Annotated in this window: 12 protein-coding genes; 3 read left to right on the plus strand and 9 right to left on the minus strand. The window is 67.2% G+C overall.

What is annotated here, in order from left to right; translation table 11 throughout:
* Nucleotides 1-202 precede the first annotated feature (202 nt).
* The gene (locus RKE40_RS17825; RefSeq protein WP_316019576.1) at nt 203-931 is read right to left on the minus strand and encodes a class I SAM-dependent methyltransferase; all 729 of its coding nucleotides are present in this window, start codon (nt 929-931) and stop codon (nt 203-205) included.
* 361 nt (nt 932-1292) lie between these two features.
* Nucleotides 1293-2054 carry a DUF3108 domain-containing protein gene (locus tag RKE40_RS17830; protein WP_316019577.1) on the minus strand — a complete coding sequence of 254 codons (762 nt, stop codon included), beginning with the start codon at nt 2052-2054 and terminating at the stop codon, nt 1293-1295.
* 681 nt (nt 2055-2735) lie between these two features.
* On the opposite strand from RKE40_RS17830, the gene RKE40_RS17835 reads away from it, so the two are divergent.
* The gene (locus RKE40_RS17835; RefSeq protein WP_316019578.1) at nt 2736-3368 is read left to right on the plus strand and encodes an outer membrane protein; all 633 of its coding nucleotides are present in this window, start codon (nt 2736-2738) and stop codon (nt 3366-3368) included.
* A gap of 341 nt (nt 3369-3709) precedes the next feature.
* On the opposite strand, the gene RKE40_RS17840 is transcribed toward RKE40_RS17835, so the two are convergent.
* The 3 genes from RKE40_RS17840 to RKE40_RS17850 all read right to left on the minus strand — a co-directional run bounded on the left by RKE40_RS17840 (nt 3710) and on the right by RKE40_RS17850 (nt 9175).
* Nucleotides 3710-6892: an efflux RND transporter permease subunit gene (locus RKE40_RS17840; RefSeq protein WP_316019579.1), complete on the minus strand. Its 3183-nt coding sequence runs from the start codon at nt 6890-6892 to the stop codon at nt 3710-3712.
* Between the two features lie 177 nt (nt 6893-7069).
* A complete protein-coding gene (locus tag RKE40_RS17845) occupies nt 7070-8287 on the minus strand; it encodes an efflux RND transporter periplasmic adaptor subunit (RefSeq protein WP_316019580.1) in 1218 nt (405 codons plus the stop codon).
* A 51-nt stretch (nt 8288-8338) separates the two neighbouring features.
* The gene (locus RKE40_RS17850) at nt 8339-9175 is read right to left on the minus strand and encodes an alpha/beta hydrolase fold domain-containing protein (protein WP_316019581.1); all 837 of its coding nucleotides are present in this window, start codon (nt 9173-9175) and stop codon (nt 8339-8341) included.
* 126 nt (nt 9176-9301) lie between these two features.
* Here RKE40_RS17850 and RKE40_RS17855 point away from each other — a divergent pair, with 126 nt between their 5' ends.
* Both RKE40_RS17855 and RKE40_RS17860 read left to right on the plus strand, forming a co-directional pair.
* On the plus strand, nt 9302-10249 hold the full coding sequence (locus RKE40_RS17855) for a LysR family transcriptional regulator (RefSeq protein WP_316019582.1): 948 nt from the start codon (nt 9302-9304) through the stop codon (nt 10247-10249).
* 83 nt (nt 10250-10332) lie between these two features.
* On the plus strand, nt 10333-11622 hold the full coding sequence (locus tag RKE40_RS17860; protein WP_316019583.1) for an amidase: 1290 nt from the start codon (nt 10333-10335) through the stop codon (nt 11620-11622).
* 92 nt (nt 11623-11714) lie between these two features.
* Here RKE40_RS17860 and RKE40_RS17865 read toward each other — a convergent pair whose 3' ends face one another.
* Genes RKE40_RS17865 through RKE40_RS17880 form a run of 4 tightly spaced genes read right to left on the minus strand, consistent with a single transcriptional unit; the run spans nt 11715 to nt 13280 of the window.
* Nucleotides 11715-12164 (minus strand): DUF411 domain-containing protein, encoded by a 450-nt coding sequence (locus RKE40_RS17865; protein WP_316019584.1) that lies wholly within the window; start codon nt 12162-12164, stop codon nt 11715-11717.
* 35 nt (nt 12165-12199) lie between these two features.
* Nucleotides 12200-12478 carry a hypothetical protein gene (locus RKE40_RS17870; protein WP_316019585.1) on the minus strand — a complete coding sequence of 93 codons (279 nt, stop codon included), beginning with the start codon at nt 12476-12478 and terminating at the stop codon, nt 12200-12202.
* The gene (locus tag RKE40_RS17875; RefSeq protein ID WP_316019586.1) at nt 12475-12759 is read right to left on the minus strand and encodes a copper-binding protein; all 285 of its coding nucleotides are present in this window, start codon (nt 12757-12759) and stop codon (nt 12475-12477) included. The genes RKE40_RS17870 and RKE40_RS17875 overlap by 4 nt, the downstream gene beginning before the upstream one ends.
* A gap of 32 nt (nt 12760-12791) precedes the next feature.
* A complete protein-coding gene (locus tag RKE40_RS17880; protein ID WP_316019587.1) occupies nt 12792-13280 on the minus strand; it encodes a cupredoxin domain-containing protein in 489 nt (162 codons plus the stop codon).
* Nucleotide 13281: the final 1 nt, after the last annotated feature.

Below are 13281 nucleotides of genomic sequence, written 5' to 3' on the forward strand. Positions count from 1 at the left end.
CTCGCAAAGCCTCCTGCCTCCGACCGTTCAGGGTGGCAGGCGTCGCGATGTCGACGGACCGAACGAGGTGCGCCTGCGTGCATCGCCGGGGCCGGTATCGAGACGTGCAAGTATAAGCAACAGCGACGCCTCTGCCGAAGCGGGCAGTGGCGCGCTCTTGAGCAAACGGCGCAGCAGTTCGACGTTGCTCAGACGTCTTCGATCACCGCGTGCAGACGAAAATCCGATCGAGCCCCTGCGGGGCAAGCGCGTGGGTCTCCGTCAAGCGATGGTCCTCGCCCTCTTTCGGCGAGAAGGAGATTTCGTCGACCTTGAAGCCGACCGCGGCGAGCTTGTCGGGAAAGTCGCGGCCATAGAGCCGGACATGGTCCCAGCCGCAGATGCTCTCGACCTCCTCCGCCGACATCTCCGGCGGCGGCTCCCAGGTTTCGGCCCGGGATTGATCGAGGGGCACCGAGAAGAATGCCGTGCCGCCGGGCTTCAGGACACGGAAGCACTCCCGGATGCCCTGGGCGTCGTTGGGCACGTGCTCGAGGACATGGTGGCAGATCACATGGTCGAAATGGCCATCGCCGAACTTGATGTCGGTGATGTCGACCACGGCGTTCGCGACCTTGCTGATCTTGATGTCGCCGGCGACATAGCCGGGATAGTGCTTCCACTGCCTGAAGAACGGTCGCTCGGCGGAGAAGTGCAGAAGGTTCTTGTCCTTCATGTCGACGCCGTTATTGCGCAGGTAGAGTCCCATGATCCGGTCGCGCTCCTTGGAGGAGCAGTTCGGACAGCGTGCTTCCGGGCGCGGGCCGACATCGAGGAAACGTCCCTCGTGGCCGCAGATCGTGCACAGGCGCTTCGGGCGGGTCTCCAGGAATTGCTTCGGTTGGCGGATCGCTGCGCGCAGATACTCTTGTACGTAGACACCGATATCCATGCCGGAAACCCCAGCCGGAACAGGCGCGCGAAGCTGCGATCCGCAGCCCCAGCGCGAGATGTCCCGGCTCCCCCCAAGTGACGACCGAACAAATCGGTCGGACTTGGGCGCCTCCTGCACCGGCATGCATCACCCAAAAGGGTGATGAAGCTGAATTTTTCTGCTGCCCCCTGCCCTGGCCGAGCGCCTACGCACCAGAGGCCACGCCGAGATCAGAAAGTGCGAGGAAAGCAACCGCAGCGCGTTTGCAGATCAGGAGTGAGTAAGCCTTGGATGAAGCGGAGCAGGTCCGGAGTTCGGGCTTTGCGTGCCTCGCCGCCGGACAAGGACGCGGTCGGTCCAATCGGCCAATCGCTAGCTCTCAATCGGCTGCTACAGGCGGTCTGGCGAGCTGCACCGCAACCGTTCCGAACCAGCGCGTTTCGACCTCGAAGCGCAAGGGCAGCGGAAACTCGCCGCCCTCGCGCAATGCGATCAGGACCGAGCCCTTCAGGGGCCGCATCGCCGCCTGCCGATCATCGTCATGCCGGAAGCCGGCGATCGTTCGGACGGTGAAGCCGCAGTTCAGAGCGCGGCCGTTCAACGCTCCCTGGTCGCTCACCTCAACCTTCGCCGACGAAGTCATGACCGCGACCGAGCGGCGGCGGCCGTCATAGATCGCCGTCGAGCCGTCGCAGCTTTCAGCCTCCGCCACCTTCTTCAGCATTCCGGCAACGCCGGAGAGCGAGTCGACCGTGCCGCGGATCAGTTCGGGCGGGACGGCCTCGCGGTCCTCGTTCGACGGCTCCTGCCGCCGTATCGTCGGCAAGCCCCGCTGATAGAGCAATTCACTGATATAGGTCCGGCCGCGCCACGAGCCGTTCGCGCTGTAGAGCCGAGGCTCGGGGCCGCTGCGGCCCCAGCGACCTTCCACCTTGCCCGATTGCTCCGCGGCCCCGACGAGCTGAGCCGCCCCGGAGGGCCGCGAGCGGATCTCGATGCGATAGCCGGTGCGGTCGAGCATCGCCTTCATTTCGATCTCGCCGAGAGAGACTCCGCCCAGCACCGTGACATCGTAGCGAAGGCGCAGCTCGCGCGCCGAGGCGGACGAGGGTGCTGCGCAGGCGAACGCACCGGCGATCACGGCACCAGCCGCGATGGTTCCTCTGCGCCTCCGTCTCGATGCGATGCCGGTCAAGGGCCTGCCCTCTCGCCGCGCTCGGGCATCATTGCCGCTGCCGGAGTGGCTGGACAGCGCGACAGCCTTTCGGCTTCACCGCAGTCGAATTGGCGCCCAAGCATCCGCTTCATCCCGCACGAGACCGGTCGGTCCCCTACCCTCCGCATGACCGCCCGGCGCTACGAGGCCAGGGCGATGTGCCGTTGTAGCGCGCGCGGCGAGAGCCCCGCCATGCACGAAGGCGCGACGAGCGCAGTCGCCGGTCGAGCCATACAAGGCCTCGATGCCGGCGGGCGCCCACCGACACGCCTGGCGTTCATCGCCTCCCAGGCCGGGCAGCTGCGCACCATCGCCCGCACCCTAGGCGACGTTGAACTCCCCCGGGATCGTCAGAATTCGCGATCAAAAGAGCGTGAAGTATCGATTTGATGCACGATTTCACTACCGGCATCATTCCGTCGAACGCAAGGTATTAGCGGTGCGTTCAGGATGGTCGTTCACTTTCAAGCTGCGAAGATCCCTTCTACGCAACAACAAGCCGGAGGAGACACTATGCGCTTAAAGCTCTTAGCCGCTGTCGTCCTTGCCAGCGGTATAGCCAACTCAGCCTACTCGGCTGATCTCCCGGTCCGACAGGCGCCTCCCGTGTACGTGCCTGTCTTCACATGGGCGGGCTTCTACATTGGCCTGAACGCAGGTGTCGGGTGGGCCAACTCCCGCAACGTCCACATCACCGGGCCCACGGTTGCCTCGTCCGGCATTCTGTCAGGGGGCGGCGGTGATGGGTCCTTCGTCGGCGGAGGGCAGATCGGCTATAACTGGCAGTCCGGCGCGATCGTGTACGGTCTGGAGACAGACATTCAGTACGTCGATATCGGCGGGCGCGTTGCCTGGGGGCCTTACGACTGGTGGCGCGGCAGGGGAGAGGATGACGGCGGCTATCTCGGAACCGTTCGCGCTCGCGTCGGTTACGCCTTCGACCGCACGCTGATCTATATTACGGGCGGCTTGGCCTATGGCGGCCTGAACAGCAACCCGTTGACGGGCAATAACACCAGCAACGTGGGTTGGACGATCGGCGGCGGCGTCGAGTACGCCTTTACCAACAACTGGTCGGTCAAGCTCGAAGGTCTCTACCTCGATACCAGCGAGGGCAGGAAGTCGAGATTCTTCGTCAACCCGCCAGGCGGGGCGCTTCCGGCGGGCACCTATACAGCGACGACCGATAGCAGCGCTGGAGCCGGCCTCGTCCGGGTGGGCGTCAACTACAAATGGTGAGCTAGACGATGTGTGCAGCCCAGTCGGCGATTGGGCTGCACATATCGGCGCTCGCGACCGCAAGATCTGGTAGGCGACGTCCGCCGTATCGCCTCGACCGAAATCAACGACAGCCAAAGCAGCTTGAGCTGCAAGCGTGAACATCGGTTTCCGACCGGTGGGCTGATGTCTACGGCGCCCCACGCTAACCTGGCGTTGCTGTAAACGTCACGGCCGAACGGCATCACCATTGCAGCCAACCCAATAAAGCTTAGCCCCGCCATGCCTTCCGGCATGACAGGGCTGTCGGCAGAGACGTGAACCGGCAGGATCGCGCAAAGCGCAACCCTGCCAGCAATCTCCTAAGCCGCCTCGGCAAGCTCCCCCTTACCCTCCACCCCATGCTGGCGCAGCGGCTTGTTGCCCGAGAGCTTGCGCATCAGCACGTAGAAGACCGGCGTCAGGAAGATGCCGAAGGCGGTGACGCCGATCATGCCGGCGAAGACCGCGATGCCCATGGCCTGGCGCATCTCGGCGCCCGCCCCGGTCGAGAGCACCAGCGGCACCACGCCCATGACGAAGGCGAGCGAGGTCATCAGGATCGGCCGCAGGCGCAGGCGGCTGGCCTCGATCGCGGCCTCTACCGGCGTCCTGCCCTCGAATTCGAGCTCGCGCGCGAATTCGACGATCAGGATGGCGTTCTTGGCCGATAGTCCGACCAGGACGACGAGGCCGATCTGGGTGAAGACGTTGTTGTCGCCACCGCTCCACCAGACGCCGGCCATCGCCGCGAGCAGGCCCATCGGGATGATCAAGAGGATCGCGACCGGCAGGGTCAGGCTCTCATACTGCGCCGCCAGCACCAGGAAGACGAGCAGGATCGCCACCGGGAAGACGAGCAGCGCGGAATTGCCGGCCAGGATCTCCTGATAGGTCAGCTCGGTCCATTCGAAGGCGAAGCCCTTGGGCAGGGTCTCGGCGGCGATGCGGGTGACGGCGTCCTGCGCCTGGCCCGAGGAGAAGCCGGGGGCCGGGCCGGCATTGATGTCGGCGCTGAGGAAGCCGTTATAGCGCATCGCCCGTTCGGGGCCGGCATCGGTGCGCACGTTGAGCACGGCCGAGAGCGGCACCATCTCGCCCGAGTTCGAGCGGACCTGGAGCTTGCCGATGTCCTCCTGATAGGCGCGGTAAGGCGCATCGGCCTGGACGCGCACCGTGTAAGTGCGGCCGAACTTGTTGAAGTCGTTCACATAGGACGATCCCAGATAGATCTGCAGCGTCTCGAAGACGTCGGTGACGGGAACGCCGAGCTGGCGCGCCTTGGTGCGGTCGATATCGGCATAGAGCTGCGGCACGTTGACCTGGAAGCTCGAGAACATGCCGGCAAGCTCGGGCGCGACGGCTGCCTTGGCCATGAAGGCCTTGGTCGCCTCGTCGAGCGCCTTGTAGCCGAGGCCGGCGCGGTCCTCGATCTGCAGCTTGAAGCCGCCGATGGTGCCCAGCCCCTGGACAGGCGGCGGCGGGAACATCGCGATGAACGCCTCCTTGATCCCGGCGAACTCCTTGTTGAGCTGCATGGCGATGGCGTTGCCCGAGAGCGAGGGGTCCTTGCGCTGGTCGAAGGGCTTCAGGCCGACGAAGACGATGCCGGCATTCGACGAGTTGGTGAAGCCGTTGATCGACAGGCCGGGAAAGGAGATCGCGTTCTCGACGCCGGGATGCTTCAGCGCGATCTCGTCCATCTTGCGGATGACGTCCTCGGTGCGGTCGAGCGTCGCCGCGTCGGGAAGCTGGGCGAAGCCGACGAGATACTGCTTGTCCTGGCCCGGCACGAAGCCCGACGGCACCGCGCGGAAGAGCACCACGGTCAGGCCGACCAGCACGAGATAGACCGCCATCATCGCCGTCTTGCGGGTCAGGATGCGGCCGACGCCGACGCCATAGGCCTGCGAGGAGCGGTTGAAGAAGCGGTTGAAGCCGCGGAAGAACCAGCCGAACAGCTTGTCCATGAAGCGGGTCAGCGCGTCCTTGGGGGCGTCGTGCCCACGCAGCAGCAGCGCGGCGAGCGCCGGCGAGAGCGTCAGCGAGTTGATCGCCGAGATCACCGTCGAGATCGCGATGGTGAGAGCGAACTGGCGGTAAAACTGGCCGGTCAGGCCGCTGATGAAGGCGAGCGGCACGAAGACCGCGACGAGGACGAGCGCGATCGCGATGATCGGGCCGGAGACCTCGCGCATCGCCTTGTAGGTCGCCTCGCGCGGCGAGAGCCCGTTCTCGATGTTGCGCTCGACGTTCTCGACCACGACGATCGCGTCGTCGACGACGATGCCGATCGCCAGGACGAGGCCGAACAGCGAGAGCGCGTTGATCGAGAAGCCGAAGAGATACATCACCGCGAAGGTGCCGACGACCGAGACCGGGACCGCGGCGAGCGGGATGATCGAGGCGCGCCAGGTCTGCAGGAAGACGATGACGACGAGCACGACCAGCGCCACCGCCTCGAGCAGCGTGGTGATCACCGCCTTGATCGAGGCGCGGACGAACTGCGTGGTGTCGTAGACGATCGAGTAGTCCACGCCTTCCGGCATGTTCTGCTTGATCTCGCGCATCGTCTCCTGGACCTGGTCGGCCACGGCGATGGCGTTCGAGTTCGGGGCCTGGAAGATCGGCACGGCGACGGCCGACTTGCCGTTGAGCAGCGAGCGCAGCGCGTAGTCGGCGGCGCCGAGCTCGATGCGCGCAATGTCCTTCAGGCGGACGACGGCGCCGCTCGGGGCGGTCTTGACGATGATCTCGCCGAACTCCTCCTCGCTGGCGAGGCGGCCCTGCGCATTGACCGAGAGCTGCAGGTCGAGCCCCGGGCCGCTCGGCGAGGCGCCGATGACGCCGGCCGCGGCCTGGACGTTCTGGGCGCGGATCTCGCGGACGATGTCGGAGGGCGAGAGCCCGTGCTCGGCGACCTTTTGCGGGTCGAGCCAGACGCGCATCGAATAGTCGCCCGAGCCGAAGAGCTGGACCTGGCCGACGCCGTCGATGCGCGCCAGCCGGTCCTTGACGTTGAGGACGGCGTAATTGCGCAGATAGGTCATGTCGTAGCGGCCGTTCGGCGAGGTGATGTGCACCACCATCGTCAGGTCGGGCGAGCTCTTGATGGTGGTGACGCCGAGGCGGCGCACCTCCTCCGGCAGGCGGGGCTCCGCCTGGGAGACGCGGTTCTGGACCAGCTGCTGGGCCTTGTCCGGGTCGGTGCCGAGGCGGAAGGTGACGTTCAGCGTCATCACGCCGTCGGTCGTTGCCTGGCTCGACATGTAGAGCATGCCCTCGACGCCGTTGATCTGCTCCTCGATCGGCGTCGCCACGGTCTCGGCGATGACGCGCGGATTGGCGCCGGGATACTGGGCCCGCACCACCACGGTCGGCGGCACGACCTCGGGATATTCCGAGATCGGCAGCACGCGCAGCGAGAGCAGGCCGGCGATCAGGATGAGAACGGAGAGGACGCCGGCGAAGATCGGCCGGTCGATGAAGAACTTCGAGAGGTTCATGGGGGTGCCCCTTCAAGGCGGCTGCCCCGCCGGTCCCGAAGCGGCCGGCGGGGCGGGAAATGGGGGTGCTGCTCCACCCGTCATTGCGAGGAGGCTTCAGCCGACGAAGCAATCCAGGAGCGGCAGAGCGCTACGATGCCTGGATTGCTTCGCTACGCTCGCAATGACGGCAGTGGCTCAGCGCTGCGCGAGTTCGGTTGCAGGCTTCTTCAGTTCGGTGCGCTCGGCCATCGGCACCTGCTCGGGAGCGACGGTCGCGCCCGGGCGGATGCGCTGCAGGCCGTTGACGACGATCTGCTCGCCGGCCTCGAGCCCGCTGGTGACGACGCGCAGGCCCTCCGCGGCGGTGCCGAGCGTGACCTCGCGCCACAGCGCCTTCTGGTCCTTGCCGACCACGAAGACGAACTTCTTGTTCTGGTCGGTGCCGACGGCGCGCTCGTTGATCACCAGCGCCGGCTCGCTCCTGGCCTGGCCCATGCGCAGGCGCACGAACTGGCCCGGCAGCAGCGCGCCATCGGCATTGTCGAAGATCGCCCGGACGCGGACCGTGCCGGTCGCCGCGTCGACGCCGTTGTCGACGAAGTTGAGATGGCCGGAGACCGGTGCGGCCTCGTTGACCGCGGTCGTCATCTGCACCGGGATGCGCTTGAGATCGCGGGCCTTGCCGGGCTCGACCGGCAGGGTGGCCAGCGCCTTGAGCAGCGAGCCCTCATCGGCGCTGAAGCCGGCATAGACCGGATCGACCGAGACCAGGGTGGTCAGCAGCGGCGCGGCGGCACCGGCGGCGACGAGATTGCCGACGGTGACTTCCAGCCGGCCGATACGGCCGCCGATCGGGGCGCGGATCTGGGTGTAGTCGAGGTTGAGCCGCGCCGACTGCAGGGCAGCACGGGCGGCGCGCTCATTGGCCTGCGCCTCGCGCAGCGCGTTCAGTCGCGTGTCGAGATCACGCTGCGAGACGTTCTGCGAGGACATCAGGCGCTGGCCGCGCTCATGCTCGTTCGCGGCGAGCGCGACGCGCGCCTCGGCCGCGAGCAGCTGCGCCTGGGCGCGCTCGAACTCAGCCTGATAGGGCGCCTGGTCGATGCTGACGAGCAGGTCGCCCTGCTTCACTAGTGCACCTTGCGAGAAGTGGACCTGCTCGACCACGCCGGAGACGCGCGAGCGGATTTCGACGCGCTCGATCGCCTCGAGCCGGCCAGAGAACTCGGCCCAGCTGACGAGATCGCGCTGCTCGACCACGGCGACGGAAACCGGGGTCGGCGGCGGCGCGGCCGGTGCGGTGTCGCCCTGCGCCTTGTCGGAACCGTGGACGGCGACGGCGAGCGCGGCGAGCGAAACGCCGGCGGCCAGAGCGGTGCCCAACAGGGCGTGACGGATCGTTCCCAGAATCATGGGTCATTCCTTCCTGGAGCTGAAATTCGAAAGTCGGGGTGGCGGCGCGCCCTAGCGAGGCGCGGTCATCGAGAAGAACTCGCTTACATTCTGGCAGGCCGAACAGAGGCAGGAGCCGTCCCGCGGCGCCTCCGCGAAAGCCTCCGGCCAACGGCTCGGGCCGCCGACGACATGGACCGTCGCCTCGCCCCCGGCAGCCCGCAGCCGAAGCCCGTAATTGACGCTCTCGTCGCGCAGCAGGTCGTCCTCGGCGCTGACGATCAGCGCCGGCGGCAGCCCGGACAGGCGCGAGGCATTGGCCGGTGTCGCATAGGGATGCGCGGCCTTCTCGGGCGAGCCGAGATAGGCGTGCCAGCCATCGGCCCAGCGGCAGCCGACCGGACCGGCCTCGGCATGGCGAAAGGAATAGGTGCCGAGGCAGGCATCGAGCATCGGCGAGAACAGGATCTGCCCGGCGAGCGGCGGCCCATGCCGGTCGCGCGCCATCATGGCGAGCGCGGCGGCGAGGTTGCCGCCGGCCTCCTCGCCCGCCACATAGAGCGGCGCCCGCTTGCCGACCCAGCGCAGCTTGTCGCGGGCGATCTTCTCGAGCGCTGCATAGGCGGTCTCGAGCGCCTGCGGGAAGCGAGCTTCCGGCGCCAGCGGATAAGGCAGCGAGATCACGATCGCGCCGGCCTCCGCCAGCGTTGTGGCGACCGCCTCGCCGGAAGCGAGCGAGCCGCTGTCGAAGGTGCCGCCATGGAGATGCAGGACGAGGCCCGCATCGTCGGGAACCGAGGCCGGAGCGTAGAGCCGTCCGGACAGCGTCTGCGACCCGGCCTTGACGGCCTGCTCGCGCCAGAAGACGGCGCGGCGATAGCGGCTTTGGGGGAGCGAAGGAGCGAGCATGACTGACGACTGACGAATATTGCGATCCGTCAGCATTTAGGAGATAGTGCGAACGCAATAAACCGCCGATCCGCTCCCACATTGTTTCTGTATGGAAACAATCCCCGGATCAGCCAGGAGATCTGGATGGACCAGCTCAACGCCATGCGCGCCTTCGTGCGCGTCGTCGAGGTCGGCACCTTCACCCGTGCGGCAGAGCTGCTCGACCTGCCCAAGCCGACCGTGACCAAGCTGATCCAGCAGCTCGAGGGCCATTTGCGAGCGCAACTGCTCAACCGCACGACGCGGCGCGTCACCGTGACCATGGACGGCGCCGCCTATTACGAGCGGGCGCTGCGCGTGCTCAGCGAGATCGACGAGCTCGATTCCAGCATGGCATCGTCGCAGGCGCGACCGAGCGGGCGCCTGCGCCTCGACGTCAGCGCGCCCCTGGCGATCGATGTGATCCTGCCCGCCCTCCCCGGCTTCCTGGCGCGCTATCCGGAAATCCAGATCGATATCGGCCTCGGCGACCGCCCGGCCGACCTGATCGGCGAGAATCTCGATCTCGCGGTCCGCGCCGGCGAGATCCAGGACCAGAGCCTGATCGCGCGGCGCGTCGGCGAGATGCTGCTCGTCACCTGCGCCGCACCGGACTACCTTGCCCGGCACGGCACGCCGGAACATCCGCTCGACCTCGAAACCGGCCACAAGGTGATCGGCTATCGCGCCGCCGGGACCAGCCGGATCCTGCCGTTCACCTTCGCGACCCATAAGGAGACGATCGAGGTGCGCGGCGACTATGTCGTCTCGCTTAACGAGGGGACCGGCTACCTCGCCGCCGGGCTCGCCGGCCTCGGCGTGATGCAGGTGCCGACCTTCATGGCGCAGGAGCACATCGCCGCCGGTCGGCTGGTGCCGCTGCTCACCGGCTGGTGCACGGCGCCCAAGCCGCTGCACATCGTCTATCCGCCGAACCGGCATCTCTCCAACAAGGTCCGGGTCTTCGTCGACTGGCTGGCCGAGCTCTTCGCCAGGGACGATCTGATCCAGCGCCGCTCCACCCTGCCTAGCCCCTGCGGCGAGGCGGCCTGAGCCCCGGGCGGGGTTTCTTCGACCACGGAATGCGCTAACCAGAGACGCCGCCGGAAGCGGTGCCCAAACCGAGGTCGATTCCCATGTCACGCAGCGCCCGCGACCAGCTTGAATCCATCTTCGGCCGCATCGGCGACGGCAGCCCCGTCTTCACCCGCCTCCTCGCCGAAACCGCGCGCGCCGAAGCCGACGCCGCCGACACCCGCCGGGCTGCCGGGCTCAAGCTCAGCCCCCTCGACGGCACGATCGTCTCGATCAAGGACCTGTTCGACGTTCGCCGCGAGACCACCTGGGCCGGCTCCAGCCTGCTCAAGGGCGCAGCGCCCGCAGCGCAGGATGCGCCGATCGTCGCCCGGCTGCGCCAGGCCGGCGCGGTGATCATCGGCAAGACCAATATGAGCGAGTTCGCCTTCTCCGGCCTCGGCCTCAACGCCACCTTCGGCACGCCCGGCAATGCGCTGGATGCGGCACGCATTCCCGGCGGCTCCTCCTCCGGCGCGGCCGTTTCCGTGGCGCAAGGCTCCTCCGAGCTGACCGTCGGCACCGATACCGGCGGCTCCTGCCGCATCCCGGCGGCGCTCAACGGCATCGTCGGCATGAAGCCGACCCATGGTTCGGTTCCCGACGAAGGCTGCTTCCCGCTCGCGCCGAGCCTCGACGTGATCGGCCCGCTGGCGAAGGACGTCGCGGGCTGCGCAAGGCTGCTTTCGGTGCTGGCCGGCCGCCCCTTCGCGCTTGCCGAGGGGCTCAAGCCCGGTCGCTTCCGCATCGGCGTCGCGCGCGGCGGCTTCCTCGCCGAGGCAGCCCCCTCGGTGGTCAAGGCCTATGAGGCGGCGATCGAGCGCGTCGCCCGTCTCGGCGTCGCCGTCGAGCCAGTGGATTTCGACGCGGTCTGGCAGGAGATGATGGCCGCCTATTCGGTGCCGCTGGTCGCCGTCGAGGCCGCCGCGGTGCATCGCGAAGCGATCGCGAGCAAGCCGGAGGCCTTCGACCGGCGCGTCGCGGCGCGCATCTCGCTCGGCACCTCCTACAAGGCCGCCGACTATATCGCGGCGATGCAGACGCGCCGCAGGCTAATCGGCAAGCTCGCAGCGCTTCTCGACGGGCTCGACGGCTTCCTGGCACCGACCGTGCCGATCGAGGCGCCGACGATCGCCGCGCTGGAGGCCAGCGACGACGCCTTCTTCACCGCCAACCGGCTGATGCTGCGTAATGCCGCTTTCGGCAACCTGTTCGACCTGTGCTCGATCTCGCTGCCGATGCCGCTAGGCGACAAGCTCTCGGGCGGGCTGATGCTGAGCGCCGTCGCCGGGCAGGATCTGCGCCTGCTCAACCTGGCGAAGCTGATCGAGCCGGCCGCCGCCGGGCACTGAACACAACTGCCGCGCGCCCCGCGCCAATTCGAGGCGGGACGCGCGGCACGACAGAAAACGACGAATGCCCGGATCAGCTCCCGGGCTTCTGGTCAGTGGCTGGCGAAGACGGTGTGGGAGCCGTCCTTGGCGATCAGCCAGGTGTCGTAGCGATCGGCCTTGACGCCGGGGACTTCCATGCCGGGCGAGCCGACCGGCATCTCCGGCACGGCGAGACCGCGGGCCTGGGGACGTTCGCGCAGCAGGCGGCGGACATCGGCCGCGGGCACGTGGCCTTCGACGAAATAGCCGTCGACCATCGCGGTGTGGCAGGATTCGGCGGCATCCGGCACGCCGAACTCGCGCTTGCGGGCCGCCAGCTCCTCGGTCATCACCACCTTGGTCTCGAAACCGGCCTTCTTCATATGGTCGACCCAGGCGCCGCAGCAGCCGCAGGAGGCGCTGCGATAGACAGTGACGACCGGAGCCGCCTCCTGGGCTGCGAGAGGCAGCGACGCGGAGCAGGCAAGGGCCCCGGCGATCAGGCCACGACGCGTAAGCATTCGAACTCTCCTTCTGGCGGGCGAAGCCGCAGCCCTCATTCCGGCTGCTCTTCCTGCGTCCCGTCGCGGGCGCAGACACCCCTGATGCAACTGACGATGACGACCTTGTGCGCCGAGCCGAAGCAATTGGCACGATAGCTCGTCACCCCGTCCCGGTCGAACAGCTTCTCAAGCTGGAAACGGGGACAACCGGCCTCGAGCAGCACGGATTGCAGGTTCCCGTCGCTGCCGAGGCCGACCTGCGGCGCGCCCAGCGCGATCACCGCGGCCAGGCAAGCCGGCCGGAGGATCGCGAGGGCGTGCCAGGGGCTCATTTCTGGATCTTCGTGACCGTAATCTGGCCGTTCACGCGTTCGGCGGTGAACTTGATCTTGTCGCCGGCCTTGACGGTCTTGAGCATTTCGGGATCGCCGGCCCGGAACACCATCGTCATGGCATCCATATCGAGGTTCTTGATCGGGCCGTGGTCGACGGTGAGCTTGCCCTGGGCGGTATCGACCTTCTTGATCGTCCCGTTGACCAGCGGTGGCGTCTGGGCGAGTGCCGACACGGCAAGCAGCGAAGCAAAGGCGAAGGCGGTGATGGCGGTACGCATGGAAGAACTCCTCTCGGGTTTTGTCTGGCGGCTCACTTGACGATGACCTTGCCGGTCATGCCGGCCTCGCGATGGCCGGGGATCAGGCAGGAGAAATCGAACTCGCCGGCCTTGGTGAACTGCCAGAGGATCTCACCGGTCTTCTTCGGCGCGAGACGCTTGGCGTTCGGATCGTCGTGCTCCATGTCGGGATTCTTCTGCATCTCGACGGCATGCTTGAGGTTCTCCTCCAGCGTCGCGACGACCAGCTCATGGTCGAGCTCGCCATTGTTGCGGAGCTGGAAGCGGACCTGCTCGCCGCGGCGGACCTCGACCCTGTCCGGGATGAACAGCATCTTGCCGTCGCGCTCGGTCATCGAGACCTGGACGACGCGGGCCGGCTTCTTCGGATCGCCCGGCTTGCCGTAGGCGGTCTCGTCGCCATGGCCGTGGCCGGCGCCGCCGGGACCGGCGAACGCCGTCGCCGAAAGCGCCAGGGCCGCGACGGCGCCAAGGGCGATGGATCTGATCTGCGTCTTCATC

The sequence above is a fragment of the Allobosea rubneri genome (genome assembly GCF_032464875.1).
In the GTDB taxonomy this organism is placed as follows: Bacteria; Pseudomonadota; Alphaproteobacteria; order Rhizobiales; family Beijerinckiaceae; genus Allobosea; species Allobosea rubneri.